Annotated in this window: 14 protein-coding genes and 5 tRNA genes; 12 read left to right on the plus strand and 7 right to left on the minus strand. The window is 65.4% G+C overall.

Annotated elements, in window-relative coordinates; genetic code table 11:
* Positions 1-66: 66 nt before the first annotated feature.
* From IB228_RS12860 to IB228_RS12885, 6 genes are all read right to left on the minus strand, one after another.
* A complete protein-coding gene (locus IB228_RS12860) occupies positions 67-1,314 on the minus strand; it encodes an EAL domain-containing protein (protein ID WP_192198806.1) in 1,248 nt (415 codons plus the stop codon).
* A gap of 175 nt (positions 1,315-1,489) precedes the next feature.
* Positions 1,490-3,019, minus strand: coding sequence for an exopolyphosphatase (gene ppx / locus IB228_RS12865; protein WP_192198807.1), 1,530 nt, complete (start codon positions 3,017-3,019; stop codon positions 1,490-1,492).
* 71 nt (positions 3,020-3,090) lie between these two features.
* A complete protein-coding gene (gene ppk1 / locus IB228_RS12870; protein ID WP_183637747.1) occupies positions 3,091-5,181 on the minus strand; it encodes a polyphosphate kinase 1 in 2,091 nt (696 codons plus the stop codon).
* On the minus strand, positions 5,178-6,518 hold the full coding sequence (gene phoR, locus IB228_RS12875) for a phosphate regulon sensor histidine kinase PhoR (protein WP_192198808.1): 1,341 nt from the start codon (positions 6,516-6,518) through the stop codon (positions 5,178-5,180). Before phoR ends, ppk1 begins: the two co-directional genes overlap by 4 nt.
* Positions 6,519-6,607: 89 nt before the next feature.
* Positions 6,608-7,297, minus strand: a complete 690-nt coding sequence (gene phoB / locus IB228_RS12880) for a phosphate regulon transcriptional regulator PhoB (RefSeq protein ID WP_141456251.1) — start codon at positions 7,295-7,297, stop codon at positions 6,608-6,610.
* A gap of 128 nt (positions 7,298-7,425) precedes the next feature.
* Positions 7,426-9,069 carry a M48 family metalloprotease gene (locus tag IB228_RS12885; RefSeq protein WP_225562447.1) on the minus strand — a complete coding sequence of 548 codons (1,644 nt, stop codon included), beginning with the start codon at positions 9,067-9,069 and terminating at the stop codon, positions 7,426-7,428.
* Positions 9,070-9,268: 199 nt separating this feature from the next.
* Between IB228_RS12885 and grxC the strand changes: the two genes are divergently transcribed.
* From grxC to IB228_RS12905, 4 genes are all read left to right on the plus strand, one after another.
* On the plus strand, positions 9,269-9,553 hold the full coding sequence (gene grxC, locus IB228_RS12890) for a glutaredoxin 3 (protein WP_221188916.1): 285 nt from the start codon (positions 9,269-9,271) through the stop codon (positions 9,551-9,553).
* On the plus strand, positions 9,550-9,939 hold the full coding sequence (locus tag IB228_RS12895) for a carboxymuconolactone decarboxylase family protein (RefSeq protein WP_183637738.1): 390 nt from the start codon (positions 9,550-9,552) through the stop codon (positions 9,937-9,939). The genes grxC and IB228_RS12895 overlap by 4 nt, the downstream gene beginning before the upstream one ends.
* A gap of 178 nt (positions 9,940-10,117) precedes the next feature.
* Positions 10,118-11,125, plus strand: coding sequence for an isocitrate dehydrogenase (locus IB228_RS12900; protein ID WP_183637735.1), 1,008 nt, complete (start codon positions 10,118-10,120; stop codon positions 11,123-11,125).
* A gap of 153 nt (positions 11,126-11,278) precedes the next feature.
* Positions 11,279-12,598 (plus strand): Na+/H+ antiporter NhaC family protein, encoded by a 1,320-nt coding sequence (locus tag IB228_RS12905; RefSeq protein WP_183637733.1) that lies wholly within the window; start codon positions 11,279-11,281, stop codon positions 12,596-12,598.
* Between the two features lie 78 nt (positions 12,599-12,676).
* On the opposite strand, the gene IB228_RS12910 is transcribed toward IB228_RS12905, so the two are convergent.
* Positions 12,677-13,441 carry a Bax inhibitor-1/YccA family protein gene (locus tag IB228_RS12910; protein WP_183637730.1) on the minus strand — a complete coding sequence of 255 codons (765 nt, stop codon included), beginning with the start codon at positions 13,439-13,441 and terminating at the stop codon, positions 12,677-12,679.
* A 150-nt stretch (positions 13,442-13,591) separates the two neighbouring features.
* On the opposite strand from IB228_RS12910, the gene IB228_RS12915 reads away from it, so the two are divergent.
* The 8 genes from IB228_RS12915 to tig all read left to right on the plus strand — a co-directional run bounded on the left by IB228_RS12915 (position 13,592) and on the right by tig (position 18,215).
* A tRNA-Pro gene (locus IB228_RS12915) sits at positions 13,592-13,668 on the plus strand.
* A 43-nt stretch (positions 13,669-13,711) separates the two neighbouring features.
* Positions 13,712-13,788: transfer RNA gene (locus tag IB228_RS12920), tRNA-Arg, on the plus strand.
* A gap of 44 nt (positions 13,789-13,832) precedes the next feature.
* A tRNA-His gene (locus IB228_RS12925) sits at positions 13,833-13,909 on the plus strand.
* 955 nt (positions 13,910-14,864) lie between these two features.
* Positions 14,865-15,170: a helix-turn-helix transcriptional regulator gene (locus IB228_RS12930; RefSeq protein WP_192198809.1), complete on the plus strand. Its 306-nt coding sequence runs from the start codon at positions 14,865-14,867 to the stop codon at positions 15,168-15,170.
* Between the two features lie 5 nt (positions 15,171-15,175).
* Positions 15,176-16,243, plus strand: coding sequence for a reverse transcriptase family protein (locus tag IB228_RS12935; protein ID WP_192198810.1), 1,068 nt, complete (start codon positions 15,176-15,178; stop codon positions 16,241-16,243).
* Between the two features lie 208 nt (positions 16,244-16,451).
* A tRNA-Lys gene (locus tag IB228_RS12940) sits at positions 16,452-16,527 on the plus strand.
* An 87-nt stretch (positions 16,528-16,614) separates the two neighbouring features.
* Positions 16,615-16,700, plus strand: a tRNA-Leu gene (locus IB228_RS12945).
* A 222-nt stretch (positions 16,701-16,922) separates the two neighbouring features.
* Complete coding sequence (gene tig / locus IB228_RS12950; protein ID WP_183637727.1) at positions 16,923-18,215, plus strand: trigger factor; 1,293 nt, start codon at positions 16,923-16,925, stop codon at positions 18,213-18,215.
* Positions 18,216-18,238 lie beyond the last annotated feature (23 nt).

Genomic DNA, 18,238 nt, shown 5'->3' on the forward strand with positions numbered 1-18,238 from the left:
TTCCGGTCAGGACGCCGGATCATGCCAGAGCGGCGCGCCGCTCCGGCGGGATATGGTACGGCGGCGTCAGTGGACCCGCTTGCCCGGTGGATCCAGCAACGCCAGCAGCGCCGGCAATGACAGCGGCCGCGACAGGAAATAGCCCTGGGCGTCCGGCACGCCCAGGGCGCGCAACGCGGCCAGTTCTTCCGCCGTCTCCACGCCTTCGGCGACGATGCCGCTGTGGGTTTCGCGGGCGAAGGCGATCAGTGCCGCGGCCAGTGCGCGGCGTGGCGAATCGGTGTCGATGCTGCGGGTCAGGGTCATGTCCAGCTTGATGATGTCCGGGCTGGTGGCCAGCACGTGGCGCATGCTCGCGTAGCCGGCACCGGCATCGTCCACCGCGACGCGCACACCCTGCCGGCGCAGCGGCGCCAGCCGTTCGCGCAACACGGCGTAGTCTTCCACGTAATCGTGCTCGGTGATTTCCAGCACCAGCCGGTGCGGCGGCAGTTCGTCCAGGTAACCGGCGATCTCGCCGCTGATGAGCGTCTGCGGCGAGACGTTGACCGATACGTAGAAGTCGCCGGGGACGTGGCGCAGGCCGTCGAGCGCGGTGAGGATCGCGTTGAGTTCCATCCGCACACCCAGGCCGATTTCGCGCGCTTCGTTGAACCACAGGTCCGGTGGCCGTGGCGGGTTGATGTCGAACCGGGACAGGCATTCGATGCCGATGATGCGCTCCCCGGCCAGATGGTAGATCGGCTGGTAAACGATGCTGGGCTGGCCCATTTCGAGCACCGAGGTGATCCGCTCGACCTTTTCCTGGTGCAGGCGCACGGCATCCAGATCGCCGTCGATCTGGTAGGCAAGCAGATCCGCGAAGGCGCGCATCATGTGCAGGTCGCGTTCGCCCAGCGACAGGTGCGGGCGCAGGCTGAAACAGCAGAAGGTGCCGTAGACGCGGCCGTCGCGCAGGCGGATGGGAACGCTGATGTGCGCGCCGATGGGAACCAGCGCGGTCTCCGGAATCGCGGCCAGCGCCGGCACCGCGGCGGTATCCGGTATCAGCTGAGGGATGCGGCCCTCGACCACGCGCAGGCAGTAGCCTTCATCGAGCGGGCTGCTGTCGCCGGGGCGGATCGGCATCGGTTCAATCGAGCCCACCACGTGGCGGAAGGTCCGGTAGTGACCACCGAACTCGGAAATGAAGGCCACGTCCATGCCCAGATGGGTACGCACCGCGTCGAGCACGCGATCGACGTTGTGGCCGATGGCCAGCGCGCCGGGCCCGCCTTGGGCCAGGATGGCATTCCAGGGAGCGTCGTTCCGCATGACTTCCTCCTGAAGGCAAGGGCGGGAAACGATCGATGGACACGGGCGCAGGGCGGTTATGACGAGGCGGGATCGGTCCCCTGTCCGATCCGGCGCCGCCCGGCATGGCCTCGACGGTTTCCCGGGCGGAGTCTAGCGCGGGTGTTTGCGGTTTGCAGCGGCCGGGCGCCCCGGCTCAGGCGACGAAGGGCTTGAAGGTGATGCCCAGGCCCTGCATGTCCTCGGGCTCGCCGACCAGGTCCGACTTCAGCAGCGGCCGGGCCTCGATCCAGCGGCGGTCCACCACCAGCCGGAGTTCGTCGCCCTCTGCGGTGAGCTCTAGGCGGGGAATCGGCGCGGCCTCGTGCGCGCGATGCAGCAGCACCGCCAGCCGCAGCAGCGCGGCCTTGCGCTTGGCCGACAGCAGCAGGCGGTCGGGCAGGGCGTCGAACGCGGTCTTGGGAATGTTGCGGCGGTGCGTGCGCACCAGCGCCGCCAGGACCTGCTGTTCCTGCCGGGAGAAGCCGGCGATGTCAGAATTCTCCAGCACGTAGGCGCCGTGCGCGTGGTATTGGCTGTGGGCGATGACCAGGCCGATCTCGTGCAGGCGCGCGGCCCAGCCGAGCATGCGGGCGTCGTCGTCGTCCAGCTTCCAGGCACCGGCGACCTGCTCGTGCAGGCGCAGCGCGGTGGCCTCCACCCGCGCGGCCTGGATTTCGTCGATGCCGTAGCGCTGGGTCAGCGCGGCCGCCGACATATCGCGCGGATCGTTGTCGCTGCCGCGGCCCAGCATGTCGTACAGGATGCCTTCGCGCATGGCCGCCTTGCTGACCATCAGCCGCTGCAGGCCCAGCGCCTCGAAGGCGGCCTCCAGCACCAGCACGCCGCCGGCGATGATCGGGCGACGGTCGCTGGACAGGCCGGGCAGGTCGATGGCGTCGATGCGCTCGGCCTGCAGCAGGCGATCACGGACCTGCGGCAGGGCCTCGGCGGTGACCGCGCCCTTGGTCAGTTTCATCGCCGCGCAGATTTCGCCGATTGCCTTGTTGGTGCCGGAAGAACCGATCGCCTCCTGCCAGCCCAGCGAGCGGTACTGGCCAGCGAACTGCTGGAACTCGGCGGCGATTTCGGTGAGGGCTTCCTTCCAGCGCTTCTTGGACAGCTTGCCGCCGGGGAAGAAGCGGCGGGTGCTGGCGATGCAGCCGGCCTGCAGGCTTTCGCGTTCCAGCGTCTCCAGCCCGCGACCAATGATGAACTCGGTGGAGCCGCCGCCGATGTCGATGACCAGGCGCAGTTGCCCCGCCTTGGGCGGCTGCGCGTGGGCCACGCCCAGGTAGATGAGGCGCGCCTCCTCGCGGCCGGACACCACTTCGATCGGCTTGCCCAGGGCGGCTTCGGCCGGCACCAGGAAGGACTGCGGATCGGCCAGCTGGCGGACCGTGTTGGTGGCCAGCGCGCGTACCCGGCTGGCCGGGATGTCGCGGATGCGCTGGCCGAAGCGCGACAGGCAGTCCAGCGCGCGTTCGCGCGCGGCCTGCGACAGTCCGCCCTTGCCGTCCAGGCCGTCGGCCATGCGCACGGTCTCGCGCAGGCGATCGACCACGCGCAGCTGTCCCAGCGTGTAGCGCGCCACGATCATGTGGAAGCTGTTGGAACCGAGATCGATGGCGGCAAGCTGTTCGCCGTCATGGGGAGGCGGCGAGACGTGGGCGGAGACGGGCGGCATCGGAAAAGCCTAGAGGCAGAGACCGCGGCTTGGCAACGCGGCCCCTGCCATTTCAGGCACTTGCATCGCCCTCAGACCCCGGCCAGCAGGGTCGCCTGCGCCGAATGCGGTGCTTCGCCCTCGGCCGGCGCGACCTTGCGGTAATTGCCGTCGGCGTCCAGTGCCCAGGCGTTCTGGTTGTCGTCCAGATAGTTCTGCAGGCCGTCGCGGAACACCCGCCTGGCCAGCTCCGGATCCAGGATCGGGAAGCAGGTCTCGACCCGGTGCAGCAGGTTGCGCTCCAGCCAGTCCGCGCTGGCGCAATAAAGCTCGGGGTTGCCGTCGTTGCCGAACCAGTAGACCCGGCTGTGCTCCAGGAAGCGTCCGACAATCGAGCGCACGTGGATGTTCTCGGAAATCCCTGGCACGCCCGGCCGCAGGGCGCAGGCGCCACGCACGATCAGGTCGATGCGCACGCCCGCCTGCGAGGCCGCGTACAGCGCGCGGATCAGGCGCGGCTCGTTGAGCGCGTTGATCTTGGCGATGATGCGGGCCGGCTTGCCGGCCTTGGCCAGCTTCGCCTCGCGCTCGATCTTGCGGATGAGCCCGGCATGCAGGGTAAACGGGGATTGCAGCAGGCGCTTGAGCTTGGTCGACGGGGCCAGGCCGGACAACTGCTGGAACAGCAGGTGCACGTCGTTGCCGATGTCGGCGTCGGCGGTGATCAAGCCGAGGTCGGTGTAGGCGCGGGCGGTGCCGCTGTGGTAGTTGCCGGTGCCCAGGTGCACATAACGGCGCAGCTTCTTGCCCTCGCGGCGCACGATCAGCAGCATCTTGGCGTGGGTCTTGTAGCCGACTACGCCATACACCACCTGCACGCCGGCTTCCTGCAGGCGATCGGCCACGCCCAGGTTGGCGTCCTCGTCGAAGCGCGCGCGCAGTTCCACCACCACGGTGACGTCCTTGCCGTTGCGCGCCGCCTGCACCAGCGCATCGACGATCGCCGAGTCCTTGCCGGTGCGGTACAGGGTCTGCTTGATCGCCAGCACGTTCGGATCCACCGCCGCCTGCTTGAGCAGCTCCAGCACCGGGGTGAACGCATCGAAGGGATGGTGCAGCAGCACGTCGCCGTCATCGACCTTGTCGAAGATGGCGTCGCTGTCGCGCAGGGTGCGCGGGGTGAAGACGGGGTACTTGAGTTCCGGGCGCTGCACCAGGTCGTACACCTGGATGACCCGGTTGAGGTTGACCGGCCCGTCGATCAGGTAGACCGCGTTGTCGGGCAGGGCGAAGTTCTGCAGCAGGGTGCGGATGATCGGCTTCGGGCAGTCCTGGGCGATTTCCAGCCGTACCGCCGGCCGGTAGCCGCGACCGATCAGTTCGTCGCGCAGCGCCAGCGCCAGGTTCTCTACTTCCTCCTCGTCGACAACCACTTCGGAGTTGCGGGTGACGCGGAACTGGTAGGAACCCTTGACCTCCATGCCCGGGAACAGTTCGTCGACGAACGCCGACAGCACCGAGGACAGCAGCACGAAGTCGTTCTCGCCGCCGGACACGCGCGAGGGCAGGTGGATGATGCGCGGCAGCGAGCGCGGCGCGCGCACGATCGCGAGGTGGCCGGCACGACCGAACGCGTCCTTGCCCTTCAGCACCACCACGATGTTGAGGGACTTGTTGAGGATCTTCGGGAACGGGTGCGCCGGGTCCAGGCCCAGCGGCGACAGCACCGGCATGATCTCGTTGCGGAAATAGGCGCGCAGCCAGCGCGTCTGCCGCGCGCTCCAGGCGCCGCGTCCGAACACCCGCACGCCGGCTTCGTTCAGCGCCGGCCGCAGCACCTCGTTCCAGCACTTGTACTGCGCATCCACCAGTTCCGCGGCGCGATCGTGGATGCGGTTGAGCGCGACGGTGGGGCTCATCCCGTCGGCGCCCGGCGGCAGGCCGAAGTCCTGCGCATGGCGGACGGTGGCCGCGCGGATCTCGAAGAATTCGTCCAGGTTGGTGCACGAGATGCACAGGAAGCGCAGCCGCTCCAGCAGTGGCACTTGCGGGTCCTGCGCCTGCGCCAGCACGCGGAAGTTGAAATCCAGTTGCGACAGTTCGCGATTGAGGTAGAGCGAGGGATCGCGCAGGGCGTCTTCGTTGCTCAGATGGTCTGGCGTCGTGTCGATGGCGGCGTTCATGCGATCTGGCCGTGGGGCAGGGAAGGGGAGGGGGCGGGAACGCGCGGATGCACGCGCTCGCCGCCGAAGTGCACCGAGAACACGCTACCGTGGCCGACCTCGCTCTGGATGTCCAGCCGCGCCTGGTGCAGGTTTAGCACGTGCTTGACGATCGACAGGCCCAGGCCGGTGCCGCCGCTTTCGCGCGAGCGGCTGGTGGACACGCGGTAGAAACGCTCGGTGATGCGCGGCAGGTGCGCGGCCGGAATGCCGTAGCCGGTGTCGCGCACGCTCAGCATGGCACCGTCGCCCTCGCGCACGAAGCGCACGGTGATGCTGCCGCCGGCCGGGGTGTAGCGGACGGCGTTGCTGACCAGGTTGGAGAACGCGCTGTGCAGCTCCTTGTTCGATCCCCACAGATCCACGCCGGCTTCGTCTTCCACCACCACGATGTGGCGCTTGTGGCTGAGCGCCTCGGCCTCGCGGCGCAGGGTCGCCAGCATCGGCGCCATCGCCACGCTTTCGTCCGGCAGGCTGTCCTGTGCTTCCAGCCGCGACAGGGTCAGCAGATCCTCGACCAATTGGGTCATGCGCTGGGACTGTTTCTGCATTTCCGCCAGCATCGGCGCCCATTCCGGGAAGTCCTGCGGGTCCAGCATGTCGAGATAGCCGTGGACCACGGTCAGCGGCGTGCGCAACTCATGGGAGACGTTGGCGACGAAGTCGCGGCGCATCTGTTCCAGCCGCAGCATCTTGCTGACGTCGCGCGCGACCAGCAGCCAGTACTGGTCGGAATAGGGAATCAGGCGCAGGTTGAGGCGCAATTGCGGATCCACCGGCGAGGCGGCATCCAGCATCGGCTCGGCATTGCGGCCGGCGGCCAGCCAGTGCGACATCGGCAGCGGTTGCAGGCGATCGCCGATCGGCGCGCCGATGTCGGTCGGATACTGCAGCCCCAGCAGGCTGGTGGCGGCCTTGTTGAACCATTGCACGCGCTGGTTGTTGCGTTCCACCACCACCACCGCGTCCGGCAACGCCGCGGCGGCGGCGCGGTAGGCACGCAGCATGTCCAGCAGCCGGCGCTTGCGCGCGCGCATTTCCGCATGGCCGCGGAACAGCAGCCGATCCAGTTCGTTCCAGACGCCGTTGCCGCGCGCGGGCTCCAGTCGCTGGCGCGCGGTCAGCCGCACCAGCACCTTGCGCAATCGCCAGTAATGCCAGGCCACCACGCCCAGCGCGGCCAGGGTGACGACCGGCCAGACGTGGCCAATCAGCAATCCAATGACCACCGCCAGGGCCAGCACACCCGCCAGTTGACCGAGCGTCTTGAACCAGGCGGAGCGTATGTATTGGGGCATGGGCCGATTGTAGGCAGTTATTTATGACAGCCAGCGGGAGCAGGCGGGGGAAACATCGAATCCAGAATCCCCCAAGCCGAATCCCGCGCCTAGACCGACGCCGAGAACCGGTAGCCGGAACCACGCACGGTCTGCACCATGTTCTCCAGGCCGTGCGGTTCCAGGGTCTTGCGCAGGCGGCGGATGTGCACGTCCACCGTGCGCTCCTCCACGTACACGCTGCCGCCCCAGACGTGGTCGAGCAGCTGCGTGCGCGAATAGACCCGCTCGGGGTGGGTCATGAAGAAATGCAGCAGGCGATACTCGGTCGGGCCGATCGGCACCGGGGTATCGCCGGCGAACACCCGGTGGGCGGCGCCGTCTATGCGCAGCGGGCCGATGCCGACGCTGCCGTCCTCGTCGTCCTCGCGGGAGCGGCGCATGACCGCCCGGATGCGCGCCAGCAGTTCGCGTGCCGAGAACGGCTTGACCACGTAGTCGTCGACGCCGGCTTCCAGGCCGCCGACCCGATCATTCTCCTCGCCGCGGGCGGTGAGCATGATGATGGGGACGTCGCGGGTCATCGCGTCCTTGCGCCAGCGGCGCGCCAGCTCCAGGCCGCTGGTGCCGGGCAGCATCCAGTCCAGCAGGATGAGGTCCGGCACCCGGTCGGCGATGGCGTTCTGGGCCTCGCGGGCGTCACCCGCATGCACGGGTTCGTAATCGCCCTTGCGCAGGGCGAAGGCGACCATGTCGCGGATGGCCGGCTCGTCGTCAACGATCAGGATGTGCTTCTGCACGCGATTACCGTCGTCTGTGGGGTACCGCACCAGTAGACGACAATTTTATGACGGAAACATGACATGCCGCGCGCCCGTCATATGACAGTCGGGGCCGCTGGTCGCCGCCGGGAGCCCCGGCGGCCGGGCTAGCGGCGTTCGATGTCCGGGTCGCGCACGCCCTGGCGCCGCAGTTCGAGCACCTGCGGGGTGATGACGGAGATGCGGGCGTCGATGCGGGCGCGGGCGTAGTAGTCCAGATCGCTGCGCTTCTTGAGATTCTGCAACTGGATGAGCGCCTGTTCAGGCCGCCCATTGAGGAAGGCCGCCTCGGCGAAGGCTTCGCCGGCGCGGACCGGGTCGCCGGCCAGCTCGTTGGCCCGGCCGAATTCCTGCTGGAACACCGGATCGTTGCCGGCCCGGGACAGCAGCGGACGCAGCACCGCCTGGGCGTGCCGGCCAGCTTCGGCGCCCCCCTGCTCGTTGAGGACGCGGGCGAAAGTCAGCGCGATGGGGCGGTTGTTCGGCATCTGCTGGAGCAGGCGGGCGAGCCGTTGGTTGGCCGCCGCGGTGCGGCCCGCGCGGGATTCGGCCTCGGCGGTCGCCAGTTCCAGCCACAGGTTGCCCGGATGCTCGGCCAGCAGCGGGGCCAGCTCGGTCAACGCCACCTCCGGCCGTCCCGATCCCAGGTGGGCCAGGGCCAAGCCATAACGCTGGGCATCGTCCAGGCCCTTGCCGGATTCCCGGCGGATGGTCTCGTAGTCGCGGGCGGCGCCGTCGGCGGTGGTCGCGCTGAGCACCCGCAGGCGTTCCCGGGCCCAGTCGAAGTCACCGGTGGGGCCACGGCTGAACAGGTCGCCCGGCAGGCGCACGGACAGGGGCAGCAGCGGATTGTCGCTGTCCTTTTCCGGTGCGACCACGCGCTTGGGATCGAACTGTTCGACCCGCTCGCCGCCGCCCGGAACCCGGGTGATCAGGGTCAGGTTGTCCTTGCGCATCTGCTCGGCGCGTTCCTTGGCCTCGCTGATCCGGGTGGTGGTGACCGGGTGGGTCATCAGGTAGTCGGGGTACGCCTCGCGGCCGGTGCCGCGGTTGGCGCGGGTGGCCTGGGCCATGCGGGCGAAGAAGCCGGCCATGGCGTCCACGTCGTAGCCGGCGCGCGACAGGGTGCGGATGCCCAGCCGATCGGCCTCGGATTCGTTGGAACGGGTGTAGTCGATCTGGCGTTGCTGCATCAGGCCCATGCCGCTGGCGACCGCCGCCATCGAGGCGTCGCCGCTGGAATTGCCGCCGGCGCTCTGCGCCAGCACGATCGCGCCCAGCATCCCGAGCAGGATCGGAATCTGATCGCGCTCGGCCCGCTCGACGCCGCGCAGCACGTGCTGCTGGGTGACGTGGGCAATTTCGTGGGACAGCACCGCGGCGACTTCGTCCTCGCGCTCGGCGGTCAGGATCAGGCCCGCGTTGGTGCCGATGTAGCCGCCCAGCGTGGCGAACGCATTGATCTGCCGGTCCTTCATCAGGAAGAACGTATAGCTCTGGCGCGGCGAGTCGCTTTCCGCGCCCAGCCGGGTGCCGACCTTCTGCAGCCAGTCGTCCAGCAGCGGGTCTTCCAGCAGGTAGCCGTAGTTGCGCAGCTCGCGCAGCATCATTCCGCCGTACTCCGCCTGGCGCGCCGGGCTCAACACCTCGCCGGCGGAGGAACCGATGTCCGGCAGGCGCACGTCCTGCCCTTGCGCCAGAGGCGCGGCCAGGAGCACGGTGAGGGCGGTGGAAAGCAGCGGAAGGCGCAAACGGAACTCCGTTGTCGGACAATGGCGGCAGGCTTGCGAGCGGCAGGATGACGCTTTGCCGCCGGCAGCGAGTGAACATGCGGTTAACCGGACCCACGGCCCGCACTGTTCCACTCGGCCGGCTGGAAAGCGCGCCATCGGCCACCCATATTGCCCTCAGACCCGACTTTGAACGCGTTGTTCCATTCAGGAGGATTCCTTGAGCGACACCGAGACCGGCGGCCCCGCCATCACCCTCTACACGACCGCGATCTGCCCTTACTGCGTGGCCGCGAAGAACTTCCTCAAGAGCAAGGGCCAGAGCTGGAAGGAAGTCCGCATCGACCTGGAGCCGGACGAGCGCGAACGCATGATCGCCCGCGCGCGCCGCACCAGCGTGCCGCAGATCTTCATCGGTGAGACCCACGTCGGCGGCTACGACGACATGATCGCCTTGCATCGGGCCGGCAAGCTGGAGCCGCTGCTGGCCGGAGAGGGCGCATGAGCGGCGGTGAAAAGGACCGTCTGCGCGAATTCACCGAATTCCGCCAGCGCATGAACGAGCGCATCCTGGCCGAACCGAACCAGGTCGTCCGCCGCTTCTTCGCCCTGGATACCCAGACCTACCAGCCCGGCGCGCTGGATGTGAAGACCAAGGAACTGCTCGGGCTGGTGGCGTCGATGGTGCTGCGTTGCGACGACTGCATCAGCTACCACGTGGCCCAGTGCAAGGACGCCGGCGTCAGCCGCGACGAGTTCTTCGAGACCTTCTCGGTCGGGCTGGTGGTGGGCGGCTCCATCGTCATCCCGCACCTGCGCAGGGCGGTGGACTTCCTGGATCAGCTGGAGGCCGGCGCGGCCGACGCGCCTTCGGCGCACGGCCACGATTGACCCGCGAATCGGCCCCGCGCCGGCGCCGGCGCGACAAAGCCGGTTTTCCGCTCCTCCGACGATGGTCGATTTGGGACCGTACAGGGGGTTCAGGCATAATTGCCGGACTTGAAACCCCCTCCGCGCCTGCATCCCGGTTCCCGGCCCGCACGGCGCCCCTGTTCGGAATCCCAAGCAAATGACCCAGACGATTACGGTCATCCGCGGCGACGGTATCGGCCCGGAGATCATGGACGCGACCCTGCACGTGCTCGAAGCCCTGAAAGTGGGCCTGAGCTACGAGGAAGCCGATGCCGGCATGGTCGCGCTGGAAAAGCACGGCGACCTGCTGCCGCAGGCGACCCTGGACTCGATCCGCAAGAACGGCGTGGCCCTGAAGAGCCCGCTGACCACGCCGGTGGGCGAGGGCTTCAGCTCGATCAACGTGGCCCTGCGCCGCCATTTCGACCTGTACGCGAATGTCCGCCCGGCCAAGTCGTTCCCCAACACCAAGTCGCGCTTCCCCTCCGGCGTGGATCTGATCACGGTCCGCGAGAACACCGAAGGCGCCTACATCGGTGAAGGCCAGTCCATCTCCGAGGACGGCGAAACCGCGCTGTTGACCCAGAAGATCACCCGCAAGGGTTCCGAGCGCATCGTCCGCTACGCCTTCGACCTGGCCCGCAAGACCGGCCGCAAGAAGGTCACCGTGGTGCACAAGGCCAACATCCTCAAGACCACCTCGGGCCTGTTCCTGAAGGTCGCTCGCGAAGTGGCCGCGCAGTACCCGGACATCCAGTGCAACGAGATGATCGTGGACAACACCTGCATGCAGCTGGTGATGCGTCCGGAGCAGTTCGACATCATCGTCACCACCAACCTGTTCGGCGACATCATCTCCGACCTGTGCGCCGGCCTGGTCGGCGGCCTGGGCCTGGCCCCGGGCGCCAACATCGGCGTCGACGCGGCCATCTTCGAGGCGGTCCACGGCTCGGCCCCGGACATCGCCGGCAAGGGCATCGCCAATCCGTGCGCGCTCCTGCTGGGCGCGGCGCAGATGCTCGACCACCTCGGCCAGCCGGACAAGGCCGAACGCCTGCGCGCGGCGATCATCGCCACCCTGGAAGCCAAGGATTCGCTGACCCCGGACCTGGGCGGCGAGGGCACCACGATGTCCTTCGCCAAGGCGATCGCCAGCCGGGTATGATGTCCCGGCGGCGCCGGGTTTTACCGGGCTGAAACACGGAAACGGGGCGCCCAGCGTCCCGTTTTTGTTTGCGTTCGTCCCGCCCGCGGGGCTTGGACCGGGCCGTGGCAAGCCGGACAATCGCCGGTTTCCCGCACACCTCCGCCGCCCACGATGACCGTCCGCCCCAGCGCGCTCGCGCTGACCCCGCTGCTGCTGTTCCTGGCCCTGTTCTTCGGCGCCGGCCTTTATTACACGTCCCAGGGCGACGCCATGGGCTTCTACCAGTTGCGCGCGCCGGTGGCGATCCTGCCGGCGCTGGCGCTGGGGGCGTGGCTGGCCCATCGACGCGGCGTGGCGGCCTCGCCGACGCTGCTGGGAGGCATGGGCGATGCCAACGTGATGCTGATGTGCCTGATCTTCCTGCTGGCCGGCGCGTTCGCCACCGTGTCCAAGGCCATTGGCGCGGTGGATGCGGTGGTTGCGCTGGGACTGGGCGCGCTGCCGCCGTCGCTGATCCTGCCCGGATTGTTCCTGGTGGCTTCATTCGTGTCGCTGGCCATCGGGACGTCGATGGGCACGATCGCCGCCGTTGTGCCGATCGCGCTGGGCGTCGCCGACGCCGCTGGCCTGGATCGCACGCTGGTCGTCGGTGCGGTCATCGGTGGTGCGATGTTCGGCGACAACCTGTCGGTGATCTCGGATACCACGATCGCGGCGACCCGCAGCCAGGGCGCGGAGATGCGCGACAAGTTCCGCGAGAACTTCAAGATTGCGTTACCCGCCGCCCTGGCCACCGCGGTGCTGCTGGCGTTCCTGGGAGAGGGGGCGCCGGTGGAGGCGCCCGGCGGCGCGTCGCCCTGGCTGGTGCTGCCCTATGTACTGGTGCTGGTGCTCGCCCTGATTGGACTGGACGTGGTGGTGGTGCTGGCGATCGGCCTGGCGCTTTCCGGCGTTTTCGGCTTCGTCTTTGCCGGCGACTACACGCCGGTCGATCTTGCCGGAGACATCTACGCCGGATTCGAGAGCATGGTGGAGGTGACCCTGCTTTCGATCCTGATCGGAGGACTGGGGGCGCTGATGAAGGCGAGCGGGGGCCTGGACTGGCTGGCGCGGACGATTGCCCGTTTCGCCCGCGGCCATACCGGGCGGCGCTCCGGCGAATTCAGCATCGCCGCGCTCTCCGCCGGGACTGATGTCCTGACCGCCAACAACACCGTGGCGATCCTCATCACCGGCAGTCTCGCCAAGGACATCGCCGAGCGCCACGGCATCACGCCGCGTCGTTCGGCCAGTCTGCTCGACATCTTCGCCTGCGTGGTGCAGGGCGTGCTTCCTTATGGCGCGCAGATTCTGCTGGCATCGTCGCTGGCGGCCGTTTCGCCGCTGGCGCTGGCCGGCAGCGTCCACTATTGCTGGCTGCTGGTCGCGGCGGCCGTGGTGTTCATGCTGCTTCCCGCGCGCCGCTCAACTGCCGTGGCGGGTACCGGCTGAGCGGCGCGTCGCATCCAGGGCAGCAAAAAGAAAACGGGGCGCCTTGCGCCCCGTTTCTTGTTTTACCGGCCTGGAGATTCAGTTGCGCGACTGCAGCTTGGACAGCAGGCGCAGGAACTCGATGTACAGCCAGATCAGAGTGACCATCAGGCCGAACGCCGCGTACCACTCCATGTACTTGGGTGCGTTCTGCTCCACGCCGGTCTCGATGAAATCGAAATCCAGCACCAGGTTCAGCGCCGCGACCACCACCACGAACAGGCTGAAGGCGATGCCGATAAGACCCGAGTCGTGGATGTAGGGAATGTTGATGTTGAAGAAGCCCAGCACGATCGTGGCCAGGTAGATCAGCGCGATGCCGCCGGTGGCCGCGACCACGCCCAGCTTGAAGTTCTCGGTGGCCTTGATCCAGCCCGAGCGGTAGGCCATCAGCAGCGCGAACAGGGTGCCGAAGGTCAGCAGCACCGCCTGCAGCACGATGCCGTTGAACTTCACCTCGTACATCGCCGAGATGGCGCCGAGGAACAGGCCCTCGGCCAGCGCGTAGAGCGGGGCGGTGACCGGTGCCCAGGTCTTCTTGAAGATGGTGATCATGGCCAGCACGAAGCCACCGATGAGCCCCCCCAGGATGTACAGCATCGCCCCCGGCGCGAGTTCGCCGGTCGGGGTGAGCGCCGTGTTCCAGGTGTAGGTGGCGGTCAGCACGCACAGCAGCAGCAGGATGCCGGTCCGGTTGACCGTGCCGTTCAGGGTCATCGCGCCGGCATCGCGCGAAACCACCGCGCCGCTGCCCAGGTCGAGGAAGGTGGACTCCTTAAGAGCCGGATTGCCGCTGCGCATCATGGTTCCCTCATGGTTGATTCGGACTTCTGTCCCCAGCCGCGGAGCATAGCCGATGCCCGTGACCGGACGCGGCGTTTGACAGGAAGCCGGCAGATTCCGACAATAGACGGCCTTGTCGACGCTGCCTGGCGCCGATGCCGGGGCCCTCGTCGGGGTATAGCGCAGTCTGGTAGCGCATCTGCTTTGGGAGCAGAGGGTCGGGGGTTCGAATCCCTCTACCCCGACCAGTCTGGTTCGTCCCGACGACAGGGATGCGACAATCCGGTCCGGGCGCCCGTAGCTCAACCGGATAGAGCACCGGCCTTCTAAGCCGGCGGTTACAGGTTCGAGTCCTGTCGGGCGCGCCATCCGGCGCAAGCGGCGGACAAAGCGGTAGAAAAAAGTTTCAGTGGTGGCTGTAGCTCAGTTGGTTAGAGTACTGGATTGTGATTCCAGATGTCGGGGGTTCGAGTCCCCTCAGCCACCCCACCCACATGTAAGTTATTGATTAATAAGGGTTCCGATATTTGCGTATCGGGACCCTTGCTCTTTCTAAGTTACGCAAATATTTGATTTGACAGGAATATTGGGGTTCGAGTCTCCTCAGCCCAACGAAAGCAATTAGGGCAACCCTTATGGCTCGTTGGTACAAGCTGCATACGTTTAAGCAAAGTTCGACCACACGCGGCTGGCCTCAGCACGTTTTGGAGGTCTGGGAAGGAAAGGGACCTCCGCCAGCAAACTGGCTGCCACCTAACTCCGGGCGCCTACTAGCGCTGCTCTTTAAAGAAGAACTGCTACAGAAGCTCAATGCGTTATCAAATGCTCCTGGGCATCCCATGCACGCGGACAAGCTGCCAAAGCGAAAGAAACGAAAGGTAGATAAGGATCCCTGAGGCGTGTTCGCTCTCGGACTGCAGGATGTTGACTCTCAGCGAACATGGTGCTAGTATGGCTTCGCGGTTGGGTAAGACGAAGAGTTGGCACGTTGTGGTTGTAGAAGGGGGCGTAAAGCCTGTGGAGGTTTCGGCCTCTAACCCTCACAAAGTCGGCATGGCCGCGCGGATTCACGGATCCGGTCGTTTCATGGTGCTTTTGTGACTTAGACGTCTCCGAGAGGAAGACGGGTTGTGTGAGAGGGACCTAGCGCGAAACTACCTTCGAAAGTGTTTTAGGCCTAAGGCGCAGTGCCGAGAGGCGAACCAAAGTTTTCAGATCCCGGTTCGTCACTAACCTTAGGAGATTTTATGAAACACGAAGATAGTAGTACCAATCGCAGTTCCGCGTTGTCCAAGCCAAAAGCTCGTTTTCCTTGGGAGAAAATTCTCAAGGGTGTCTTTTGGACAGTCAGAATTGGGTTCGACCTGTATAAGGTTTGGCTCAAAATGATTGAGTTCTTTATGGACTAACCTCTCATCTCAATTTTCCTAATGGAGGAAAAGTCATGTTTGGTGAAGCGCTCCGTTTGGTAAGGACATTTCATGATGTCAACCAATCCGAGTTGGCTGAAGCGCTCGGCATTTCCCGGTCGTATCTCTCTGAGATCGAGTCCGGCAAGAAGGTTCCGAGTCTAGATTTGCTGCAGCGATATGCTGCGCATTTTGATATGCCGCTTTCTTCGCTTGTGCTTTTTGCAGAGAACTCTGACGAGAGCCCTGCTGAGCTTAAGGTTCGTACGATGCTGGGCGAGAAAGCGCTGGCGATTTTGCGTTGGATTGAGAACAAGGCGAACCTAGGTAAGGCGGCCTAAGTTCCATGGCAAAAACCTTGAAGCTTCACGAGTCTCCGCTCTATCGGCTCACTAGCAAAAAGAAGCTTGCTGCCCTCTTTGGCGTCAAGGTTGCCGACATCAAATTCTTACGAAAACTCGATGGCAACTATCGAGTTTGGCCGCTGAAACAAAAACACCAGGACGTCTTGGCTGGCATGCCTGTCAGTGACAAGGTGCGTATGGTGCAACAACCTAAGCCGACACTGGATGCTTTTCAGCGGAGGCTGGCGAAGTTTCTTGGTGCAATTGAGAAACCTGACTATGTTTACTCAGCAACCAAGAAGCGCTCCTATTTGGAAAACGCTCTAGTACACAGACATTCACAGCCGGCCTTGAAGGTGGACATTAGGTCTTTTTATCCATCGGTCAAACGAAGGGCGGTGAAGTCTTTTTTTGAAGAACAGTTGGGGTGTGCAGAAGATGTAGCACATGTCCTTTCTGAGCTTTGTTGCCATGAAGGCAAGCTTCCTACGGGTAGTGCCCTCAGTCCGGTCCTGTCTTACTTTTCATGCGCGCCGATGTTTGCACGGATAGCGGCGTTGGCTGATGCAAAAGGCTTAAGGTTCACTCTCTATGTGGACGATATGGTTTTTTCTGGAACGGGATTGGACGATAAATTTTTGGCTCAAGTGCTAAATGAGCTCAATCGTGAGGGATACTCGGGTCACAAGGTTCGCTTTTATAAGGCGAGGCGACCGAAGGTCATTACCGGGGCGGTGGTATGGCCCTCCCGAGTGGATGTGCCACATAAGAGACGCTGGAAGATGAGGCTCTACGAAAGGGCCCTGAAGGTGGCAAAGCCGGAAGACAAAGCCATTCTCGGCAGAGCATTGTTGGGGCAGTATCGCGAGAGTAGTCGGATCAACCCGAGCTTTAAGGTTGCGGCGTCTCGACTACAGAAGTTCATGGACGACATGGGGGGGAAGACCAAAGCGGCAAAGCCTAGGAAGCGCCCGCGTGGTCGATCGTCCTACTCCTTGTTTCTTTCCAGAATCAGCAGGCTGAGGGCTGAAGTTGCCGCCGTTAGGACCGTAGCTGGCTCGGCCCCTTGATGCCATGGTCTCAAAGGGTTGCCCATTCAGGTCTGCTGGCTTAACATGCGCGCCCTCACCTGATAGGGCACAGCCCTCAGGGGTAGGGGAGCCGACAGCGCCAGGGTTCGTGGTCCGCTGGATACGGCACCCCACCCAGCAAGGCTTTCGCGCAAGCGGGGGTTTGTAAGAAAAAGAAGATGCGGTTACACTACGCGTCCAGTTTTTGGGGCCGTTAGCTCAGTTGGTAGAGCAGTTGACTCTTAATCAATAGGTCCAAGGTTCGAATCCTTGACGGCCCACCAAACAGAACGCCCGACCGCGAGGTCGGGCGTTTTCTTTTCCGGGATGCTCCGTCGGCCTTCCCGGCTGGGTAGAATGCCGGCGCACCTGCGAAAGTGGCGGAATTGGTAGACGCACTGGATTTAGGTTCCAGCGGGTAACCCCCGTGAGGGTTCGAGTCCCTCCTTTCGCACCACGTCCTTCCGGACGTTTCCGGGACCGGCCCGGAATCCGGGGCCCCGGCCATTTCCCCGGATTGCCCCGAAATTCCCTTCCCCGGCGCCTGCGGTTGGCAGGAAAGCCCGGAATAGGCGAAACTATTCCGTTCCGCCGGTCGGCACGTCGCGTGTCCGCGGGCGACCCGAATTCATCAACATCATGCCCGGGCATGGGACCCGGGCAGCAGGAGCCAGTGAGTATGCAAGTTTCGGTCGAATCGGTCGGCAACCTCGAACGCCGCATGACCTTCAGCCTGCCGGCTGAGCGTCTGGATACCCACATCGGTGGCCGCCTGCGCGAAATCGCGCGCACCGCCCGCATCAAGGGTTTCCGTCCCGGCAAGGTGCCCACCAAGGTGATCGAGCAGCGCTTCGGCCAGCAGGTCCGCGCCGAGGCCCTCGACGGCCTGCTGCGCGAGACCTTCAACAACGCCGTGCGCGACAACGATCTGCAACTGGCCGGCAATCCCCGCATCGAGAAGAACGGCGAGGGCGAGCTGGATTTCATCGCGACCTTCGAAGTGGTGCCGGATTTCGGCGAGATCGACGTGACCAAGCTCAACGTCATCCGCCACACCGCCGAAGTGGCCGACGCCGACATCGACCAGATGGTCGAGAACCTGCGCCTGCAGCGCCGCACCTTCGAGGTGGTGCAGCGCGGTGCGAAGGACGGCGACCGCGTCGAACTGGAAACCTGGTCGCAGGCCGGTGACGAACGCCTGCCCGCCGAGGGCGCGGAAAAGGGCGCCACCCTGATCGGCTCGGGCGTGATGTTCGCCGATATCGAGAAGGGCCTGATCGGCCTGGCCGCCGGCGAGGAGAAGACGATCCAGGTGCAGTTCCCCGCCGACTGGCGCGTGCCGCAGCTGGCGGGCCGCCAGGTCGACGTCTACGTGAAGGTCACCGAAGTGGCCGAGTCGGTGCTGCCGGCGGTCGACAAGGACTTCATCCGCAGCTTCGGCGTGAAGAGCGGTGACGCCGAACAGTTCCGCCGCGACATCCGCAGCAACCTGGAGCGCGAGCTCAAGGGCGCCCTGATGGGCCGCCTGCGCCGGGAAGTCGGCGAGCAGCTGATTGCCGCCTGGGCGCACGTGGAAATGCCGCCGCGCCTGGTCGAGAACGAGGCCCGCGCGATGGTCCAGCAGACCGCCGATCAGGCCGCCCGCAACGGCCAGCAGGTGCAGATCCCGCCGAACGCCCATGAGGGCTTCATGGATGCGGCCCGCAAGCGCGTCCTGGTCGGCCTGCTGGTGGGCGAGGTCGCCCGCCGCAACCAGCTGCGCCTGGATCCCAAGCGCCTGAACGAGACCCTGCGCCTGATCGCCTCCACCTACGAGGAACCGGAGCAGGTCATTGAGTTGTACCGCAACGATCCCCAGTTGATGGGGGGACTGCAGTCGCGGGTGATGGAAGAGCAGGTGATCGACTGGATCGCCGAGCGCGCCCAGCACACGGAGCAGTCGCTGAGCTTCCAGGAAGCCATCCGGAACTAACGGCGGTTCGCCGGGATCGATGA

Origin of the sequence: Pseudoxanthomonas sp. PXM04 (genome assembly GCF_014851695.1) — a bacterium.
Lineage (GTDB): Bacteria > Pseudomonadota > Gammaproteobacteria > Xanthomonadales > Xanthomonadaceae > Pseudoxanthomonas_A > Pseudoxanthomonas_A beigongshangi.

Excerpts from the sequence above, each read along its gene's own strand:
- IB228_RS12860 (WP_192198806.1), bottom strand. The coding sequence starts at position 1,314 with ATGCGGAACGACGCTCCCTGGAATGCCATCCTGGCCCAAGGCGGGCCC.
- ppx (WP_192198807.1), bottom strand. The coding sequence starts at position 3,019 with ATGCCGCCCGTCTCCGCCCACGTCTCGCCGCCTCCCCATGACGGCGAA.
- ppk1 (WP_183637747.1), bottom strand. The coding sequence starts at position 5,181 with ATGAACGCCGCCATCGACACGACGCCAGACCATCTGAGCAACGAAGAC.
- phoR (WP_192198808.1), bottom strand. The coding sequence starts at position 6,518 with ATGCCCCAATACATACGCTCCGCCTGGTTCAAGACGCTCGGTCAACTG.
- IB228_RS12895 (WP_183637738.1), top strand. The coding sequence starts at position 9,550 with ATGAGCGGCGGTGAAAAGGACCGTCTGCGCGAATTCACCGAATTCCGC.
- IB228_RS12900 (WP_183637735.1), top strand. The coding sequence starts at position 10,118 with ATGACCCAGACGATTACGGTCATCCGCGGCGACGGTATCGGCCCGGAG.
- IB228_RS12905 (WP_183637733.1), top strand. The coding sequence starts at position 11,279 with ATGACCGTCCGCCCCAGCGCGCTCGCGCTGACCCCGCTGCTGCTGTTC.
- IB228_RS12910 (WP_183637730.1), bottom strand. The coding sequence starts at position 13,441 with ATGATGCGCAGCGGCAATCCGGCTCTTAAGGAGTCCACCTTCCTCGAC.
- IB228_RS12930 (WP_192198809.1), top strand. The coding sequence starts at position 14,865 with ATGTTTGGTGAAGCGCTCCGTTTGGTAAGGACATTTCATGATGTCAAC.
- IB228_RS12935 (WP_192198810.1), top strand. The coding sequence starts at position 15,176 with ATGGCAAAAACCTTGAAGCTTCACGAGTCTCCGCTCTATCGGCTCACT.
- tig (WP_183637727.1), top strand. The coding sequence starts at position 16,923 with ATGCAAGTTTCGGTCGAATCGGTCGGCAACCTCGAACGCCGCATGACC.